The 17,857-nt window shown below is 70.4% G+C and carries 20 protein-coding genes and 1 pseudogene; 10 read left to right on the top strand and 11 right to left on the bottom strand.

Translation table 11 applies throughout. The annotated features are described in order from the left end of the window. Position 1: 1 nt before the first annotated feature. From FH610_RS34720 to FH610_RS34695, 6 genes are all read right to left on the bottom strand, one after another. Positions 2-337, bottom strand: coding sequence for a cytidine/deoxycytidylate deaminase family protein (locus FH610_RS34720; RefSeq protein ID WP_139579479.1), 336 nt, complete (start codon positions 335-337; stop codon positions 2-4). Further along, positions 334-993, bottom strand: a complete 660-nt coding sequence (locus tag FH610_RS34715; RefSeq protein WP_139579478.1) for a hypothetical protein — start codon at positions 991-993, stop codon at positions 334-336. Before FH610_RS34715 ends, FH610_RS34720 begins: the two co-directional genes overlap by 4 nt. Positions 994-1,285: 292 nt before the next feature. Continuing rightward, positions 1,286-2,581: a hemolysin family protein gene (locus tag FH610_RS34710; protein ID WP_139579477.1), complete on the bottom strand. Its 1,296-nt coding sequence runs from the start codon at positions 2,579-2,581 to the stop codon at positions 1,286-1,288. Next, entirely contained in the window at positions 2,578-3,051 is a 474-nt protein-coding gene (gene ybeY, locus FH610_RS34705; RefSeq protein WP_079312172.1) for an rRNA maturation RNase YbeY, read from the bottom strand. The genes FH610_RS34710 and ybeY overlap by 4 nt, the downstream gene beginning before the upstream one ends. Positions 3,052-3,079: 28 nt before the next feature. Beyond that, on the bottom strand, positions 3,080-4,102 hold the full coding sequence (locus tag FH610_RS34700; RefSeq protein ID WP_139579476.1) for a PhoH family protein: 1,023 nt from the start codon (positions 4,100-4,102) through the stop codon (positions 3,080-3,082). A 54-nt stretch (positions 4,103-4,156) separates the two neighbouring features. Beyond that, positions 4,157-4,501, bottom strand: coding sequence for a histidine triad nucleotide-binding protein (locus FH610_RS34695; protein WP_139579475.1), 345 nt, complete (start codon positions 4,499-4,501; stop codon positions 4,157-4,159). Between the two features lie 245 nt (positions 4,502-4,746). On the opposite strand from FH610_RS34695, the gene FH610_RS34690 reads away from it, so the two are divergent. The 3 genes from FH610_RS34690 (at position 4,747) to FH610_RS34680 (ending at position 6,395) form a co-directional block, all read left to right on the top strand. Continuing rightward, complete coding sequence (locus tag FH610_RS34690) at positions 4,747-5,226, top strand: SigE family RNA polymerase sigma factor (RefSeq protein ID WP_111697223.1); 480 nt, start codon at positions 4,747-4,749, stop codon at positions 5,224-5,226. Continuing rightward, positions 5,223-5,888: a hypothetical protein gene (locus tag FH610_RS34685; RefSeq protein WP_139579474.1), complete on the top strand. Its 666-nt coding sequence runs from the start codon at positions 5,223-5,225 to the stop codon at positions 5,886-5,888. The genes FH610_RS34690 and FH610_RS34685 overlap by 4 nt, the downstream gene beginning before the upstream one ends. Positions 5,889-6,068: 180 nt before the next feature. Continuing rightward, positions 6,069-6,395, top strand: coding sequence for an alpha/beta hydrolase (locus tag FH610_RS34680; protein ID WP_240809378.1), 327 nt, complete (start codon positions 6,069-6,071; stop codon positions 6,393-6,395). A 17-nt stretch (positions 6,396-6,412) separates the two neighbouring features. Here the strand turns inward: FH610_RS34680 and FH610_RS34675 are convergent, their stop codons facing one another. Genes FH610_RS34675 through hrcA form a run of 3 tightly spaced genes read right to left on the bottom strand, consistent with a single transcriptional unit; the run spans position 6,413 to position 9,307 of the window. Further along, positions 6,413-7,147 carry a 16S rRNA (uracil(1498)-N(3))-methyltransferase gene (locus tag FH610_RS34675; RefSeq protein ID WP_139579472.1) on the bottom strand — a complete coding sequence of 245 codons (735 nt, stop codon included), beginning with the start codon at positions 7,145-7,147 and terminating at the stop codon, positions 6,413-6,415. 9 nt (positions 7,148-7,156) lie between these two features. After that, positions 7,157-8,293 (bottom strand): molecular chaperone DnaJ, encoded by a 1,137-nt coding sequence (gene dnaJ, locus FH610_RS34670; RefSeq protein WP_139579471.1) that lies wholly within the window; start codon positions 8,291-8,293, stop codon positions 7,157-7,159. Next, complete coding sequence (gene hrcA / locus FH610_RS34665) at positions 8,294-9,307, bottom strand: heat-inducible transcriptional repressor HrcA (protein ID WP_139579470.1); 1,014 nt, start codon at positions 9,305-9,307, stop codon at positions 8,294-8,296. Between the two features lie 174 nt (positions 9,308-9,481). On the opposite strand from hrcA, the gene FH610_RS34660 reads away from it, so the two are divergent. Together FH610_RS34660 and FH610_RS34655 are read left to right on the top strand one after the other, a co-directional pair. Continuing rightward, the gene (locus tag FH610_RS34660; protein ID WP_139579469.1) at positions 9,482-10,144 is read left to right on the top strand and encodes a hypothetical protein; all 663 of its coding nucleotides are present in this window, start codon (positions 9,482-9,484) and stop codon (positions 10,142-10,144) included. Between the two features lie 18 nt (positions 10,145-10,162). Further along, the gene (locus tag FH610_RS34655; protein ID WP_139579468.1) at positions 10,163-10,969 is read left to right on the top strand and encodes a DUF3097 domain-containing protein; all 807 of its coding nucleotides are present in this window, start codon (positions 10,163-10,165) and stop codon (positions 10,967-10,969) included. On the opposite strand, the gene hemW is transcribed toward FH610_RS34655, so the two are convergent. Beyond that, positions 10,966-12,186 (bottom strand): radical SAM family heme chaperone HemW, encoded by a 1,221-nt coding sequence (gene hemW / locus FH610_RS34650; protein ID WP_139579467.1) that lies wholly within the window; start codon positions 12,184-12,186, stop codon positions 10,966-10,968. The genes FH610_RS34655 and hemW overlap by 4 nt on opposite strands. Positions 12,187-12,632: 446 nt before the next feature. Between hemW and FH610_RS34645 the strand changes: the two genes are divergently transcribed. The 5 genes from FH610_RS34645 (at position 12,633) to FH610_RS34635 (ending at position 17,476) form a co-directional block, all read left to right on the top strand. Beyond that, positions 12,633-13,523, top strand: a complete 891-nt coding sequence (locus tag FH610_RS34645; protein ID WP_139579466.1) for a CDP-diacylglycerol diphosphatase — start codon at positions 12,633-12,635, stop codon at positions 13,521-13,523. Positions 13,524-13,725: 202 nt separating this feature from the next. Continuing rightward, complete coding sequence (locus FH610_RS43055) at positions 13,726-13,872, top strand: hypothetical protein (RefSeq protein WP_161628147.1); 147 nt, start codon at positions 13,726-13,728, stop codon at positions 13,870-13,872. 36 nt (positions 13,873-13,908) lie between these two features. Beyond that, on the top strand, positions 13,909-15,420 hold the full coding sequence (locus FH610_RS34640; protein ID WP_139579465.1) for a recombinase family protein: 1,512 nt from the start codon (positions 13,909-13,911) through the stop codon (positions 15,418-15,420). Positions 15,421-15,926: 506 nt separating this feature from the next. Then, positions 15,927-16,082: a hypothetical protein gene (locus tag FH610_RS43050; RefSeq protein ID WP_161628146.1), complete on the top strand. Its 156-nt coding sequence runs from the start codon at positions 15,927-15,929 to the stop codon at positions 16,080-16,082. Beyond that, positions 16,079-17,476 (top strand): replication initiator, encoded by a 1,398-nt coding sequence (locus FH610_RS34635; protein ID WP_240809377.1) that lies wholly within the window; start codon positions 16,079-16,081, stop codon positions 17,474-17,476. The genes FH610_RS43050 and FH610_RS34635 overlap by 4 nt, the downstream gene beginning before the upstream one ends. Positions 17,477-17,674: 198 nt before the next feature. Here FH610_RS34635 and FH610_RS34630 read toward each other — a convergent pair. Then, positions 17,675-17,857: pseudogene (locus FH610_RS34630) on the bottom strand (GntR family transcriptional regulator); the annotation flags it as partial.

The raw sequence follows: 17,857 nt of genomic DNA, 5'->3' as shown, positions 1-17,857 counted from the left end.
GTCAGATGTACCGGCCCTTCAGCGAACCGTCCGGCGCGGCCAGGAACAGCGTGCCGTTGCCCATGTCCTCGATGACGGCCAGGTCCTGCTCGGCCGGGTCGTCGGCCTCGGTGACGATCGCCGCCGCCTCGAGGGCCTTCGCCCCGCTGGACACGGCCGTGGCCACGGCCGCCTGGAGGGCCGAGAGCCGGAGCGAGGGCAGCGCCACCGTGGTCGCGGCGTACGTCCGGCCGGTCTCGTCGCGCACGGCGGCGCCCTCGGGGGTGCCGCCGCGCGCCCGCGCCGACCTGGCCAGCGTGATGATCTTGTTGTCCTCGGGGTCCAGCGTCTGTGTCACGCGTCAAGCGTACCGACCTCGCGGACGAGCAGCCGTGTCAGTTCGGCCGTGCGGGCCGGATCGGGCGGGGTCAGGCCCGCGTGCACGAGCGCGATCAACGTGTGGCCGGAGCGGGCGACGACCACGTGCATGCGGTAGGGGTAACCGCCGACCCTTCCGGACAGGGCCCGGCCCGCCGCGTCCGGGCCGCCGACGCCGGGCAGCGGCGTCCGCGCGGCCGTCAGGCGGTCGTACGGCGTGCCGCCGTCGGCCGTCGCGCAGTGGGAGAGGGCGTCGCGGAGCGCGGCGAGATGCCCGGCCGCCTCGCCGCCGTCGTAGACGGCGACGCCGACCCCGGCGAGCTCGCCCGCGTGCGCGCCCTGGTAGGTGGCGGCGGTCGTGCCGCCGAGCCCCGCACGCGGGGGCCTGCCCGCGGCCGCGTCGAACAGCAGGCGGCACGCGCGGGCGCGGGGACGGAACGGCGGACGCCAGGGCGCCCGCGCGTGGCTGAAGAACCCCTCGGGAAGGCCGTCCATCCTGCCGAGCACCGTCCGCGGACGGTTCGCGTCCGCCGCCTTGCCGGAGGCCCGGACGGCGGCGTACGTGACCCGGCCCGTGCCGCAGGCACCGGTCGCCAGGACCAGGCAGCCCGCGACGGCCGCGTGGACGATGCGCATACCCGCCTCCCCGCTTTGCCGGAGGTTTCCTTCCCCGGACCGCGAGCGGGTAATCACATTGCGTAATCAATACGGAGCTCTCATCGATACGGGGCTCCCACCCGAGCCGGGTGAGAGCCCCGCACCGATTACGGATCCCCCATGGGAGGCTCCGGTGCGCCGCGAACCCCCTCTCGGCGCGCCGGACTCCCCAACGAGGCGCCCCGAACCCCTTCTGAGCGCCTGGGACAACAGTGGCCGGGCCCGCTTGCAGCTCGGTTGAAAGACGCTTGCAGTCCCCGACGGCGACGGATCACTCGTGGTCGGCGCCGGCGGCCACGACCTCGTCGCCCGTCGCGGGCTCCTCGCGGCGCACGACGACCGTGCTGATGCGGTTGCGGCGTCCCGCCAGGTTCTCGGCCGTCAGGCGCAGGCCGCCGACCACCGCCTCCGAGCCCGCGATCGGCACCCGGCCCAGGGCGTGCGCCAGCAGGCCGCCGACCGTGTCGACGTCCTCGACCTCGATCTCGGCGTCGAACAGCTCGCCGAGCTCGTCGACCGGGAGCCGTGCGGTCACCCGGACCGCCCCGTCGTCCAGCCATTCGACCCGCGGGGCCTCCTGGTCGTACTCGTCGGCGATCTCGCCGACGATCTCCTCGATGACGTCCTCGATGGTGACGAGGCCGGCGGTGCCGCCGTACTCGTCGATGACGATGGCGAGGTGGATCTGCCGCGCCTGCATCTCGCGCAGCAGCTCGTCGATCGGCTTGCTCTCCGGCACGTACGTCGCGGGGCGCATGAGCTCGTCCACCCGCACGCCGCCGTCGCCGGTGTCCTGGATGCGGCGGACGATGTCCTTGAGGTAGGCGATGCCCACCACGTCGTCCTCGTTCTCACCCACCACCGGGATGCGGGAGAACCCGCTGCGCAGGGCCAGCGAGAGCGCCTGGCTCAGCGTCTTGCCGCGCTCGATGAAGACCATGTCGGTGCGCGGCACCATGACCTCGCGCACCAGCGTGTCGCCGAGCTCGAAGACCGAGTGGATCATCTCCCGCTCGTCGGGCTCGATGACCCGGCGCTGCTCGGCCAGGTCGACCAGGTCGCGCAGCTCGGCCTCGGAGGTGAACGGGCCCTCGCGGAAGCCCTTGCCCGGGGTGAGCGCGTTGCCCAGCAGGATCAGCAGTTCGGGCAGCGGGCCGAAGATCCGGGTCAGGCCGTACACGATGGGCGCGCTCGCCAGCGCCACCGGCTCGGCGTGCTGGCGGCCGAGCGTACGCGGCATGACCCCGACGATGACGTAGCTCACCAGGATCATCACCACGGCCGCCAGGGCGTACGCCTGCCCGCGGTCGCCGAGCCAGTCGATGAACAGCAGCGTCGTGATCACCGTCGCGACGAGCTCACAGCTCAGACGCAGCAGGAGCACCAGGTTGAGGTAGCGCGGCGGGTCGGCGACGATCGCCTGCAGCCGCACCGCGCCGCGCCGGCCCTCCTTGACGAACTCCTCCGCGCGCACCCTGGAGATGCGGGTCAGCGCCGTCTCCGCGCTCGCCAGCAGGCCGCCGGCCACGATCAGGAAGACGGCGGAGAGCAGCCAGCCGTTGTTCACGGCTTACGCCGCACCTCCCGCCAGGCGCCGAGCAGTTCGTCCTGCAGCCCGAACATCTCGGCGTGCTCCTCGGGCTCGGCGTGGTCGTAGCCGAGCAGGTGCAGGATGCCGTGCGTGCACAGCAGCTCCAGCTCGTCCTGCGCGCTGTGCCCGGCCTCGGCGGCCTGCTTGGCCGCCACCTGGGGGCACAGCACCACGTCGCCGAGCAGCGCCGGGTCGGGGGACGCGTCCTCGTCCCGGCCGCCGACGTTGGGCCGCAACTCGTCCATGGGGAAGGCCAGCACGTCGGTCGGGCCCGGCTCCCCCATCCACTGCTCATGCAGCTCGGCCATCGCCGCCTCGTCGATCACCAGGATCGACAGCTCGGCCAGCGGGTTGATCCCCATCCGGCCGAGGACGTGCCCGGCCAGCTCGACCAGCGCCGACTCGTCGACCTCGACGCCGGACTCGTTGGCCACCTCGATGCTCACGGGGTCTCCTCACCCGTCATGGTCGCGCTCACCGCCGGTTGTTCCGCGGCCGCTTGTTGATCGCGCGCGGCTCCGACGCCATCGCGGCGTCGTAACGGCCGTAGGCGTCGACGATGTCGCTCACCAGCTTGTGCCGTACGACGTCGGCGCTGGTCAGCCTGCTGAAATGGATGTCCTCGATGCCTTCGAGGATGTGCTGCACGACCTTCAGGCCGCTGTCCTGGCCGCCGGGCAGGTCGATCTGGGTCACGTCGCCGGTGACCACGATCTTCGAGTTGAACCCGAGCCTGGTCAGGAACATCTTCATCTGCTCGGGCGAGGTGTTCTGCGCCTCGTCCAGGATGATGAAGGCGTCGTTGAGCGTCCGGCCGCGCATGTAGGCGAGCGGCGCGACCTCGATCGTCCCGGCCGACATCAGGCGGGGGATCGAATCGGGGTCGAGCATGTCGTGCAGCGCGTCGTACAGCGGCCGCAGGTACGGATCGATCTTCTCGTAGAGCGTGCCGGGCAGGAAGCCGAGCCGCTCCCCCGCCTCGACGGCGGGGCGGGTGAGGATGATCCGGTTGACCCGCTTGTTCTGCAGGGCCTTCACGGCCTTCGCCATCGCCAGGTACGTCTTGCCGGTGCCGGCGGGGCCGATACCGAAGACGATGGTGTGCCTGTCGATCGCGTCGACGTACCGCTTCTGGTTGACCGTCTTCGGGCGGATGGTGCGGCCCCGCGAGGACAGAATGTCCAGGGACAGGACCTCGGCCGGACGGTCGGTGGCCTGCCGCAGCATGTGGATGCTGCGCTCGACCGCGTCGGGGGACAGCTCGGCACCCGAGCCGACCAACTCCACCAGCTCCTCGAAGAGGCGGACGACGACGCCGCTCTCCTCGGGACTGCCGGTGATCGTGATCTCGTTGCCCCGCACGTGAATGTCGGCGCTGAAGGCGCCCTCGATGACCCGCAGCAGCTCGTCACCCGACCCGAGGAGGCTGACCATCGGCTGCCCCTCGGGGATGACTACCTTGGCCTGGGTCTTGTGGATGTGCTGTGACTCGGACATGGGCGGCCCTTGCGGCCCTGATCGCCTCCCTAGTTCCCTCCCCACTTTAGCCGCTCAGCCGGGGGGCCAGGTGAGGCCTCGGCCGCCGAGGACGTGCGCGTGGACGTGGAAGACCGTCTGCCCGGCCCCCGGCCCGGTGTTGAACACGATCCGGTAACCGGTCTCGGCCACACCCTCCTGCACGGCCACCGCGTGGCAGGCCTTGAGCAGGTCGTCGGCCAGGCCGTCGTCGGCCGCCGCCAGCACGGCGGCGTTCTCGTGGTGGGCCTTGGGCACGACGAGGACGTGGGTGGGGGCCTGCGGGTTGACGTCGCGGAAGGCCAGCGCCCGCCCGGCCTCCAGGACGATGTCCGCCGGGACCTCCTTGGCCACGATCTTGCAGAAGAGGCAGTCGCTCACGCGCGAAAGCCTAGCCGTTGGCGGTAGTTGATGACTGCAATGATCCCCCCGGCTAGTGTGAGTGTGCGAGACTGCACCAGAAAACCCCCCCTAGTGTCGGGCGAGGACACCGCTGGGCCATGCCCCCTCATGATTCGGAAGAACGTAAACCCCCCGGGGATGACGAGCGTCCTATTGATGTGACCACCGAGACCCTCGTGGCCGACAGGTCGTTGGGGACGGTGCCCGTCGGGTGGGATGCCGACATGGCCGTTACGGCGCTCTACAGCGCTCACTATCGGTCACTGGTGCGTCTCGCCGTGCTGCTGGTGCGTGACGTGGCCAGCGCGGAAGAGGTCGTTCAGGACGCGTTCGTCGCCCTTCATGGCGCCTGGCGCAGGCTGAGAGACACCGACAAGGCACTGGCCTACCTTCGTCAATCGGTCGTGAACCGATCGCGTTCCGTGCTGCGGCACCGCGCGGTCGTCGAGAAGTACGCGCCCAAGGGGCTGCCGGACGCGCCGAGCGCGGAGAACGGCGCGATCGGTGAACTGGAGCGTTCGGCCGTCATCGAGGCGCTCCGCGGCTTACCGACCCGCCAGCGCGAGGCGCTGGTGCTGCGCTACTACGGCGACCTGTCGGAGGCCGAGATCGCACACGCGATGGGGATCAGCAAGGGCGCCGTGAAGAGTCACACGGCCCGCGGCATGGCCGCACTACGGATGGCACTGGAGCAGTTCTCATGACCTTCCCTCCCGACGACGAGTACGGCGAGTTGCTCCGCCGTGCCCTGCGCGCGGAGGCGGACTCGGTCGTGCCGTCTCCCGAAGGACTCGAAATCATCCGCGGGCGGATCGACCAGCGCGGTCTGCGCGGCCTGCGGAACATGCTGTGGTGGCGTGTCGGAGCGGCCGCCGCAGGGGCCGTGCTCGTAGCGGGCACGGTCGTGATGGTCGTCCCCGGCCTGCGCGACCAGGTGGCCCAGTCCACGGGCATCGCCCCCGCCGGCGACGAGCGCGAGGACGAGAGGGACACCTCGTCGGTGAACCGGCCGCCCAACCCGGCGCCCTCGCATCCGGTCGTGATCGTGCCCGTCACCCCGAGCCCGTCCCGCGGACGGCCCGCCCCGTCCCCGACCCACAAGGTGGGCGTGACCACCCGGCCGTCGCCCTCGCCGTCCGATCCCTGCGTCACGCCCACCCCCCAGCCCGGGGTGATCGAGCCCGACGGGGCCCTCTCCCCGACGTGCTCGCCGACGTCGGTGACGCAGCCGCCCACGGTGAAGCCCTCGGCCTCGCGCCGTCCCTCGACGGCTCCGCCCACGACGTCCGCGCCCACGGTCACCCCGAGCGCGACGCCCACGGAGACGGCCACGCTCGACTCGGCGACCGAGACGCCCTCACCCTGACCCGGCCCGCCGGTCATCCTGAGGTATGACCGGTGCTCGCCCGATCACCGGGGGTCGCACCGGGAGATCGTCACACGGCCGGAGGGCGTCGCGCCTCCTCGTTGGAATCGGCCGCCGCTGGTCGCCGCCGACCTCGACGCCACGTCGGCGCCCGCCCTCCTCGGCGTCCGGCCAGGCCAGGTGGACTGGGCGGCGACCCGCACGCACGCCCGCCTGGACGCGCCCGTACGGCCGAGAGCCGGCGGCTACCCGGTGGTGCTCTACTCCCCCGGCTACATGGTGCCGCGCTCGCTGGGCACGCTCGCGGCGGAGGACCTGGCCTCGCGCGGCTACGTGGTCGTCACGGTCGATCACACCTACGAGGCGTCCGCCGTCGAGTTCCCCCGCGGACGGCTGGAGCGCGCCAGGGTGCGGGCGGACAGCATGGACGACGCGATGAAGGCCCTCGACGTCAGGGTGGCGGACCTGCGGTTCGTCCTCGACGTGATCACGCGTTCCCCGAGGTGAGCTTCCTCGGCTAGCTCTCACCAGCGGCCGCAGCGGGACAGCAGGACGGCCGCCGCGGCCACGCCCGCCGTCGAGGTCCGCAGCACCGTCGGCCCCAGCAGGGCCGGCGTGGCTCCCGCGGCCCGCAACGTGGCGATCTCCTCGTCGGTGACGCCGCCCTCCGGGCCGACGACCATCACGATGTCGCCCGGCTCCTCCGGCAGGGGCAGGCGGCTCAGCGGCTCGGCGGCCTCCTCGTGCAGGACGACCGCGAGCGCCGCCGCCGAGACGAGCGAGCCGACCGCCGCGGTCGTGGCCTGCTCGGTCACCTCGGGCAGGTGGAAGCGCCGGGCCTGCTTGGCCGCCTCGCGTGCCGTGCCGCGCCAGCGGGCGAGGGCCTTGGCGGACCGGTCGCCCTTCCACTGGGTCACGCAGCGGGAGGCGGCCCAGGGGACGATCACGTCGACCCCCGCCTCGGTCATCATCTCGACCGCGAGCTCGCCCCGGTCGCCCTTGGGCAGGCCCTGGACGACCACCAGCCTCGGGCGGGGCGGCGGGACCTCGAACCGGCGCAGCACCTCGGCGGTCAGCGAGTCCTTGCCGGCCGCTGTGACCGTGCACTCGGCCACCCGCCCCGCGCCGTCGGTCAGGTCGATCCGCTCCCCCGGCCGCAGGCGGCGTACGGCGGCGGCGTGCCGCCCCTCCGGCCCGTCGAGGACGATCGTGTCCGCCGCCTGGCCGGCCGCGTCCGACAGGAACACGGGAACACTCATGCGATCAGCTCAGCGGCCGTTGAAGGCGTCCCGCAGGCGGGAGAAGAAGCCCTGCTGGCCCGGCGAGAACTTGCCTGGCGGCCGTTCCTCTCCACGCAGTTTCGACAGCTCGCGCAGCAGTTCCTCCTGCTGCGGGTCGAGCTTGGTCGGCGTCTCGACGTTCACGTGGATCAGCAGGTCGCCCCTGCCGGTCTCGTTGAGCCGCTGGACGCCCTTGCCGTACAGGGGGATGACCTGGCCGGCCTGGGTGCCGGGCCGCACGTCGATGTCCTCGGCCCCGTCGAGCGTCTCGATCGCGATCGAGGTGCCGAGCGCGGCGGCGGTCATCGGGATGTGGACCGTGCAGTGCAGGTCGTCGCCGCGTCGCTCGAAGATCTGGTGCGGCCGCTCGACGATCTCCAGGAACAGGTCGCCGGGAGGCCCGCCGCCGGGGCCGACCTCGCCCTCGCCCGCGAGCTGGATGTGCGTGCCGTCCTCGACGCCGGCCGGGATCCTGACCTTGATCGTGCGCCGGGTCCTGACCCGTCCCTCGCCCGAGCACTCCATGCAGGGGTGCCGGATGACGCTGCCGTACCCGCCGCATTGGGGGCAGGGACGGGAGGTCATGACCTGGCCGAGGAACGAACGGGTCACCTGCGAGACCTCGCCGCGCCCGTGGCACATGTCGCAGGTGTCGGGGTGGGTGCCGGACGCCGCCCCGGAGCCCTGGCAGACCTCGCAGACCACGGCCGTGTCGACCACGATCTCGCGGGTCGTGCCGAAGGCCGTCTCCGACAGGTCGAGCTCGACCCTGATGGTGGCGTTGCGGCCACGGCGGGCGCGGGAGCGGGGCCCCCGCGCGGCGCCCGCCGAGCCGAAGAAGGCGTCCATGATGTCGCTGAACGGGAAGCCCGCGCCGAAACCGCCGGCCCCCGGCCCCGCGCCGCCGCCGCCGAACGGGTCGGCGCCCATGTCGTACATGCGGCGCTTGCCCGCGTCGGACAGCACCTCGTACGCCTGGTTGATCTCCTTGAACCGCTCCTGGGTCTCCGGATCGGGGTTGACGTCCGGGTGCAGCTCACGGGCGAGACGGCGATATGCCTTCTTGATCTCTTCCTGGCTGGCGTCGCGCCGTACGCCAAGGGTCGCGTAGTAGTCGTTGGACACTTATGACCCCGCCAGGATCTGGCCGACGTAACGCGCCACCGCGCGCACCGCACCCATCGTCACCGGATAGTCCATTCGTGTCGGGCCCAGCACTCCGAGCCGGGCCAGTTCTCTGTCGCCCGAACCGTATCCCGCGGCCACGATAGATGTGCCGCGCAGCCCGCTGTAGGGGTTCTCGGATCCGATGCGGACGGTCAGTTCGGACAGCCCGCCGGTTTCCCCCAGCAGGCGAATGAGGACGACCTGCTCCTCCAGCGCCTCCAGCACGTCCCGCAGGCCGATGCTGAGGTCGGCGGCGGCGAGGTTGGCCGTCCCACCAAAAACGATCTTCTCCTCGTGCCGTTCGACGAGCGTCTCGAGCAGCACGGACAGGATCGTGGCCGCCACCGGCCTGTCCTCGGGAGGCAGGCGTTCGGGAATGTCGGCCACGGTCTCCGGCACCTGGGACAGGCCGCAGCCGTCCAGGCACGCGTTGAGCACGGCGCGCAGGTTCGCGATCCGGTCGTCGCCGATGGCCTCCGGCAGGTCGACCACCCGCTGCTCGACCCGTCCGGTGTTCGTGATCAGCACCAGCATGACCCGGCGCTCCGCGAGCGGGACGATCTCCACGTGACGGACCGACGACCTGGTGAGCGAGGGGTACTGGACCACCGCGACCTGCCGGGTGAGCTGCGCGAGCAGCCGCACCGTGCGCATGACGATCTCGTCGAGGTCCACGGCCCCGGCGAGAAAGGTCTCGATGGCCCTGCGCTCCGCGCCGGACAGTGGCTTGATCTGCGACAGCCGATCGACGAACAGGCGATATCCCTTGTCGGTCGGCACCCTGCCGGCACTGGTGTGCGGCTGGGTGATGTATCCCTGCTCCTCCAGCGCCGCCATGTCGTTGCGGATCGTCGCCGGGGAGACGCCGAGGTTGTGCCTGTCCACCAGGGCCTTGGATCCCACCGGCTCGTTGGTGGACACGTAGTCCTCGACGATGGCGCGCAGGACGGCGAGCTTGCGGTCGTCGAGCAATCGTCACCTCCCTGTGCGTGGAAACACCGACTCTGGCACTCTGTGTTCCCGAGTGCCAAGTGTACGGCTACCACCCCACGTGGTGCGATAACGCAGGGGGCACCAAGACGACGCAGGGCACCAGGACAAGCGAGCTGCAAATCGACCACAAGCCGCATGGTCGACTCTTCACCCATGCACGAGAATCAGACCTCCACGCCGGCCGACGTGACCATGCGGGTGCCCCGCCCCATGCCCTCGGCACCGGCTGACGCGACCTTGCGGATGCCGCACCCCTTTCCCCCGGTGTACGCCGCCCCCCGGCCGATCCGGCCCCGGCTGCTGTGGATCTTCCTCTCCTGGGCGCTCTTCGTCGTCCTGGTGGTGGCGGGCGTCGGCGGGTTCGCCGGCGGCCTGTTCTCCACGCTCGGCGACGCCGCGCCCGCCACGATCTTCTCCGGTGGGCAGTCGGTGAACGTCGCGCTCGATCCCGCGGACAAGCCGGCGATCTACGCGGCCGTCGACCAGCCCACCGACGTCCGCTGTCAGCTCGGCGACGGCGCCGACCCGCGGGTGCGGCTGACCCGGCCGGCCGTCTCGCAGACCGTCACGCTGAACGGCACGACCTGGGAGCTGATGTTCGAGGCCGGCGTCCCCGAGGCGGGCACCTACCAGCTCGCCTGCGAGGGCGACGGGGTGCGGTTCGGCGTCGGCAAGCAGCTCACCGGCGCGGTCGGCATGCTGGTGGGCGGCGCCGTCGCGCTGCTGGCGCTGCCCACCGTCGGCTTCCTGGCCGCGCTGATCGTGACGATCGTCGTGCTCGCGCGGCGCTCCGCGGCCCGCCGTCGCCTGGCGTGATTTGCTAGCGTTCCCCGCATGTACGGGCGGGACGTGCTTTCCGGAGACTGGCGGCGGCCACGGCGGGGGCAGATCCCCGAGATCCCGGCCGAGCCCGACCTCGTGGTCGAGGACGCCGAGGGCCGCTTCTGCGGCGCGGTGGTGGCCTGCGACAAGGAGGCCGTGACGCTGGAGGACCGGTTCGGCCGGCGGCGGGTGTTCCCGCTGACGCCCGCCGGATTCCTCCTCGACGGCGAACCGGTGACGCTGGTGCGCCCCCAGGCCGGTCCGAAGGGGCCGCTGCGGAGCGCCTCGGGGTCGATCGCGGTCGGGGGCCTGCGCGCGCAGGTCGCCAGGGAGAGCCGCATCTACGTCGAGGGCGTCCACGACGCCTCGCTGGTGGAGCGGATCTGGGGACACGACCTGCGGGTGGAGGGGGTCGTCGTCGAATACCTGGAGGGCGTGGACGACCTCCCGGCCATCGTCGAGGAGTTCGGCCCCGAGCCGGGCAGGCGGCTCGGCGTGCTCGTGGACCACCTGGTGCCCGGCTCGAAGGAGAGCCGCATCGCCGCCCGGGTGTCCGGCGACGACGTGCTCGTCGTCGGGCATCCGTTCGTGGACATCTGGCAGGCGGTCAAGCCCCGGGTGCTCGGCATCCCCGCCTGGCCGGACGTGCCACGCGGGGTGCCCTGGAAGGAGGGCGTGATCGCGGCCCTCGGCTGGCGGATGGACCCCCAGGAGGCGTGGCGGCACATCCTGGGCCGGGTCACGACCTACGCCGACCTGGAGCCCGAACTGCTCGGCCGCGTGGAGGAACTGATCGACTTCGTCACGGCTCCGGCTTAGACGGTCAGGTCCCGCACCACGGCGTCGGCGAGCAGCCTGCCGCGCAGCGTGAGCACGGCGAGGCCCGCCTTGAACGCCTCCACCTCCAGCAGCCCGTCCGCCAGCGCCCGCGCGCACGCCGTACGCGCCTGGGGGGCGAGGTCGGCGAGCGGGAAGCCCGAGGCGAGGCGCAGCTCCAGCATTACCCGCTCGACGGCCCTGTCCTCCGCCGGCAGCACCTCACGGGCGTGCGCGGGCGAGGTCCCGGCCGCGAGGCGGGCGGCGTACGCCGCGGGGTGCTTGACGTTCCACCAGCGGGTGCCGCCGACGTGACTGTGCGCCCCCGGTCCGGCCCCCCACCAGTCGCCGCCGGTCCAGTACAGCAGGTTGTGGCGGCAGCGGGCCTCGTCTCCCGCCGCCCAGTTGGAGATCTCGTACCAGCTCAGGCCCGCGGCCGTCAGCAGCTCCTCGGCGATCAGGTAGCGGTCGGCCGCCACGTCGTCGTCCGGCATCGGCAGCTCGCCGCGTCGGATCCGGGCGGCGAGCCGGGTGCCGTCCTCGACGATCAGGGAGTACGCCGAGACGTGGTCGGGCCCGGCGGCCAGCGCGGCCTCCAGCGAGGCCCGCCAGTCGTCGTCGCTCTCCCCCGGCGTGCCGTAGATCAGATCGAGGTTGACGTGCTCGAACCCGGCCGCTCGGGCCTCCCGTACGGCCTCGGCGGGCCGGCCGGGGGTGTGCCGCCGGTCGAGTACGGCGAGGACGTGCTCGCCCGCGCTCTGCATGCCGAAGCTCACGCGGGTGAACCCGCCCGCCCGCAGCTCCTTCAAGTAGGTCGGGTCCACCGACTCGGGGTTGGCCTCGGTCGTCACCTCGGCGTCCGGCCGTAGGCCGAACTCCTCGCCGATCGCGTCGAGGATCAGTACGAGGTCGGCGGCGGGCAGCAGGGTCGGAGTGCCTCCGCCGAAGAAGACGGTCTCCACGGGCGGCGCGGCGTCTCCCAGCACGCGCCGGGCGAGCCGTATCTCCTCGACCGCGGTGGCGGCGTAGTCGCGCTGCGCGGCGCCGGGGCCCAGCTCGGCCGCCGTGTAGGTGTTGAAGTCGCAGTAGCCGCAGCGCGTCGCGCAGAACGGCACGTGGACGTAGAAGCCGAACGGACGGGAGCCGAGCCCGTCGAGAGCCTCGGACGGCAGCTCGCCGCTCACGGGGACGGGATCGCCGTCGGGAAGTACTGAAGGCACGCTCTCCAGTCTGCCGCCACTCGCGCCCTGCCCCCGACGCCCCCGGTCACTCGGATCCCAGACCAATCCCCATCAGTAAATCGCCACCCTATCCACCTTTGTCGCACTCATCCGAATATCACAGAGTTTGTCGTGGCCGATTATTCTAATGCGCGTCCGCCCGGCCGCCGCGCAACTCCATGACAAATGACTGCCTTCTTCGAGGTCAGTCGCCGTGCACGCCCGGGAGCGGAACATCCGGCGATTCCCGAAGCACCCGGGGGCAGTGTTTCGATCTTTCCAGGAGAAATTCAAGGCTACGCCAGCGGCTTTTACCGGCCGCCAGAAAGGGGATCAACCCGGCCGAGTGCGCCGATCTTTGAATCCGGTCTCACAGACGACCGGAGCCGCAGTGCATGCACAGATCGTGACAGGCGGCTTCAGGGTGCGGGTTATCGGGGGTAATCATGCGTGACAGCGACCGGGCGAACGACGAGGCGAGCGAGCTGACGCGACGCCGGTTCATCCAGTTCTCCAGCCTGGCGGGCACCAGCGTGCTCGCGGGTGTAGGCATTCTTTCCGGTGCCGAGCACGCGTTGGCCGCGCCTTCTTTGGAACTCGCCAAAGGGCCCGACCCCAAGGAGTGCGGCAAGATCGGCGACTCGGACTCTCTCTGGCGGCTCAGCCAGAAGTGCCACAGTAACAACACCTGCCGGCAGAACCATGCCGACTACGTGGTGATGGGCGGCACCAAGAGCAAGAAGAAGTACGCCAACTACATTCTCGTCCCCACTCAGCGGATCAGCGGCATCGAGTGTTCCTGGATCTGCGGCAGCAGTGCGCCGAATTATTGGAGTGCCGCGAACTATTATGCCACCAAGCCTCCCACCGTAGTTCCCGCCCCCGTGGGATTGGGAATCAATTCAAAGCAGGCCCGAGGTTTCAACCAGCTGCACATTCATATGGCACGGGCGCGATGGGAGTCCTGGCATGACCTCGCCGCCCAGGACAACTTGGCCGCCAGAACCGTGGCAAATTGGGCGAACTCGCGCGTGTCGATCCGCGGCCTCAGCCAGAATCTCGGGATCATCCCACACACCTACCGAGTGCTCATCTGGCCGGGATTCCACCACGACAATCTCTTCGCCATGCTCAGGACCATGCTGAAGCGCTCTCTTGGACATGGAGGGACCACCGCCCAGGCTCAGGCGCTCATGCAGTATCAAACGCTGATCGTGATACCCCGGGCCGCCGGAGGCTATTACATCATCAACAGCGAGAAGGGCTTGAAGGACCCGAACAACCCCCAGCTGGCCGGAACCGACACCTGCGACCCGCTGCTCCTCATGCATCCTTGACCCGTCACCGTTCGCCCGGCAGCGCCCGAGCGGGGTGCGGATGGAGGCCTTGGCCGCGTGGTCGCGCCGCGCGGCGCCGGCCCCCGGCCCGGTCTCCGGTCCGCCGTCACACGGGCGCTGCCCATTGACGCCCTGATCACCGGGGTCTACGATCGCGACAATTTACAGGAAACTTTCCTATAAGTGGCGCTCGGAGGCCGGCGTGCTCATGAGAAGGACCTTCGCCGTGGCGGTCGCCGCCACCCTGGCGGCCGGGCTGGCGCCGGCGGCGGCGGCGGCCCAGGCCACCACCGGCGGGGACCGCTACAAGCGGGTCGCCTACTTCATTCAGTGGGGGATCTATGGTTAGAACCTTCCTTGGAGTGCAAACTTCAAGGAGGCCCCCATGGCAGAGGTTGTACCTGTCGTCTCGTACGCGCGCATCTCGTCAGACGGACGGGGAGACGAGCACGGCGTACAGGATCAGCACAAGGTCAACCGGGAGACCGCCGGGCGGCTCGGCTGGACGATCGTCCACGAGTTCACCGACAACGACAAGTCCGCCGCCAAGGCCAACGTCGTACGCGACGCCTTCGAGGCCATGGTCAAGGCGCTGCGCGCCGGACGCCTCGCGGACGGGGCACCTATAGAAGGTGTGGTGATCGTCGCCGAGGATCGGCTGGCACGCCGTCCCGGCGACTACGAACGCTTCGTGGAAGCCTTCACCTATCGCGACGGGCGGGTCTTCGCCGACGCTCGCGGGCCGAAAGACCTCTACAGCGAGGACACCGAGAGCATGGGCCTGTTCGGGGCCGTGATCTCGAAGATGGAAGTACGGAAGATGCAGCGGCGCATGCGCCGCTCTCACCGGGCGCGGGCCGAGCAGGGCGTACCGGTGGGTGGCCCTCGTCCCTTCGGCTGGCTCGCCGATCGCGTCACCATCCATCCCGAAGAGGGGCCACTGCTGCGTGAGGCGGTGGACGCCATCATCGCCGGGGGCTCTCTGCGCGCGATCGTCATGAAATGGCAGCAGCTCGGGGTGCGTACGACACGGGGGAACGAGTGGTCACGCCGTTCCCTGCGGGCCACCCTGTCCAGTCCTCGGCTCTGCGGATGGCGGGAGATCAACGGTGAGCTGGTTCGTGACGCGGACGGCAATCCGGTGCTGGGCAAGTGGGAAGCCCTGATCACCCCCGACGAGCTACTTGCCGTGCGGGCCGCCTTCGAGCGCACCTCGCGGGAGAAGGCCGATCAGTACGCGGCCCTGGGGATGCGCTTCGATCAGCGCGAGCACCGCTACCTCCTGTCGGGCATCCTCCGGTGCGGCAAGCCCAAGGGCGATGGGACCGGCATCTGCAACGCGCCCCTGCGGGTTCGGCCGGCGCGCGGAGGGGTTCACCTCTACGTATGTCCCGCACCGAGTGACGGCGGATGCGGGGGCGTCGGACGGCGCGGTGACCGGGTGGACGTGTTCATATCCGAGCTGGTCCTGGCGAAGCTCGACGAGTCCCCCGACGCGGACGCGGAGGACGTCCCGTGGGCCGGTGAGCAAGAGCTGAAAGACACGAAGGAGCAGCTTGCCGAACTCACCCGGCAGTGGAACGCGCGCACGATCAGCAATGAGCTGTTCTTCATGCTCGTCCCGTCGCTTGAGCAGCGAATCAACGAGTTGCGGCGGGAGGGCCAGGCGTACACGGCGGCCAAGGAACGCAAGCGGGCTCGGCGCATCGTTGACGGAGCCGACATACGGCGGCGCTGGTACCTCCCCGAGGACCAGGGCGGCCTCTCCATGGGCACGAAGCGCGCGATGGTCATGGAGGCGTTCCACGCCGTGATCGTCCATCCCGTGGGCAAGGGCATGGGGTCGTGGGGCAACTTCGACCCGAACGCGCTCGAACCCGTCTGGCGGGAGGACTGACGTCCTTACCTCAGCGGGACATCTGCCTTCCCCCGCTCCCTACGCAGACATACGCCAGCGAACGCCAATGGACGCCAGTGAACGCCAGCGAACAACGGTGGACAGTCCCGAGAAGGGCCATGCGCGGAACGCTGACCTGGATAGGTACGTTCTCCGAGTGGTACATCTGAAAGGGCAAGGGCTCCGTCCCCGACAGGGCGGAAAGACGTTCACAACAGCGAGCTACCGGCCGCGACAGATTCGAGCACAGGGGAACCACCGGGCAAACAACGAAACAGATAAGCCGTTCCGCTGGAGGGACCCGGCCCAGCGGTAGGCCCCCTGGACGTGCTCACCGGTTCACCGTCGCATAAAACACTCCACATATCGCCTCGCTGAAAGCACCACCGCACTACAGACCTGCCTTCGGTCTGCTCTGCGCTGGTGCTTTGTCTTTCCCGGGTTCGCGCGAGGGGGCTTCCTACGAGGAAAGGAGGTCTCCGCTGGTACCCGAGGAACTGGGTCCAATGGCTGCGCTGGCTGAGGAGTGGTGCAAGCGGCAGCTCGAACGCTCACCCCGGTGGGGCGTCAACAAGTGGCGGCGGCTGGCCGCCATCCACGGTGCCGAGTACGTCGGCGACGCGCACGACACCGCCTCCGACAGCGGGAGGGACGCCGCGTGAGCGAACTCCCTCCCCTCTCCCCCGATGTGCTGGCCGCCGCCCAGCGCGCCGCCATGCCGGACTTCGCCCGGTGGCAGGAGATGGTGCGCGCGACGGGCGGCTGCGCCCAGCCGATCCGGCTACAGGGACGCCGGATCACCTTCGACTCAGGGTTGGAGGTGCTGGACGTCTACCAGACGGCCGACGAGCCGACCGGCTACCTGCTGACCGCGTGCGGCAACCGGCGCGCGTCGCGGTGCCCGGCCTGCTCGGAGGTCTACCGGGACGACACCTATCACCTGATCCTGTCCGGCCTGCGCGGTGGCAAGGGCGTCCCCGAGGACGTGAGCGCCCATCCCCGCGTGTTCGCCACGTTCACGGCCCCCTCGTTCGGTGCGGTCCACGCGCGCCGGGTGAAGGGGGACAAGGTGCTGCCGTGCCGTCCCCGGCGGGACAACCCGGTATGCGAGCACGGCAGGCCGGAAGGCTGCGGGGTCCGGCACAGAGACGACGATCCCCAGGTCGGGCAACCGATCTGCGTGGACTGCTACGACTACCGGGACGCGGTCCTGTGGAACGCCCATGCCGGTGAGCTGTGGCGGCGCTTCACCCAGGCACTACCGGCGGCCTTCGCCCGGCATCTCGGCGTCTCTCGGGCCGAGCTTCGGCGGCGGCTTCGGCTGTCGTACGCCAAGGTGGCCGAGTATCAGGTGCGGGGCCTGGTCCACTTTCACGCGGTGATCCGTCTCGATGGACCGGATGGTCCGTCCGATCGTCCGCCGGGCTGGGCGACCGTGCCCGTGCTCCAGGAGGCGATTCGGGAGACCGCGGCTGCGGTCTCGGTCCCTGTGCCGGACGATGACCCTGTGTTCGTCGGCCGGTGGGGGACGCAGCTCGACGTGGATCCCATCTATGTCGCGACCTCGCTTGAGGGCATCGCGGATCAGCGGGTGGCGGCCTACATCGCCAAGTACGCGACGAAGGGGGCCGAGTCCGCCGGGACCGTGGACCGGCCGATCCGGGAGGTGTCCGACGTTGCGCGGCTCGACGTGACCGAGCATGCCCGGCGCATGATCTACACCTGCTTCGCCCTGGTGAACGATCCGGCCTTTCGGCTGATCCCGTTGCGGCAGTGGGCGCACATGCTCGGGTATCGGGGCCACTTCTCGACCAAGAGCCGCCACTACTCGACCACTCTCGGCGCGCTGCGTCAGGTGCGGGCCGATCACCAGGCCGAGCGGGCGCGGGAACGGCGGGGCCTGCCTCCTCGTGAGGAGCGGGAGACGGTGACGGTCGGTCAGTGGCGTTTCGCTGGGAGCGGTTACCGGAACGGCGAACACCTGTGGGCCGAGCTGATCCGGCAACGCATCGCCACCGCGCGCCGGATCGCCCGTGAACGGGGACAGTCTGCCTGACCGGCGGGATGTGTGGGCGGGAGTGGCGCGGCCGGCGCAATGCCGTAGGCACCCGAAGGGCCGCGAAGCGGTTGGGCCGGCGGCGCCACGGCGGAACGCTACTGCCCTCGGCCCGTGGGCTCTACGCTTGGTGCGCCTTCCGTCGTCTCGCTGACAACCGATAGAAGGCTGAAGGCCCCCGGGTTCGTTCGGGGGCCTTCACTCGTCTTCGGTGTCTCTCCGGGGCGGGCCGCCGGTCTCGGGGTCGGCGACGAAGGTTCCCTTGCCGAGCACGGTGTAGACGTCTCCGGCTTTGAGCAGTTCGTTGATGACGCGGCGTGCGGTGCCCTTGGCGATGCCGAACTCCTCGGCCATGCGGGGTTCACCAGGGATGGGGTGACC

Source organism: Microbispora catharanthi, from assembly GCF_006334915.2.
Lineage (GTDB): Bacteria > Actinomycetota > Actinomycetes > Streptosporangiales > Streptosporangiaceae > Microbispora > Microbispora catharanthi.
Note: the sequence above shows the minus strand (reverse complement) of the source record. Positions and strands in the feature narration are given on the sequence as shown.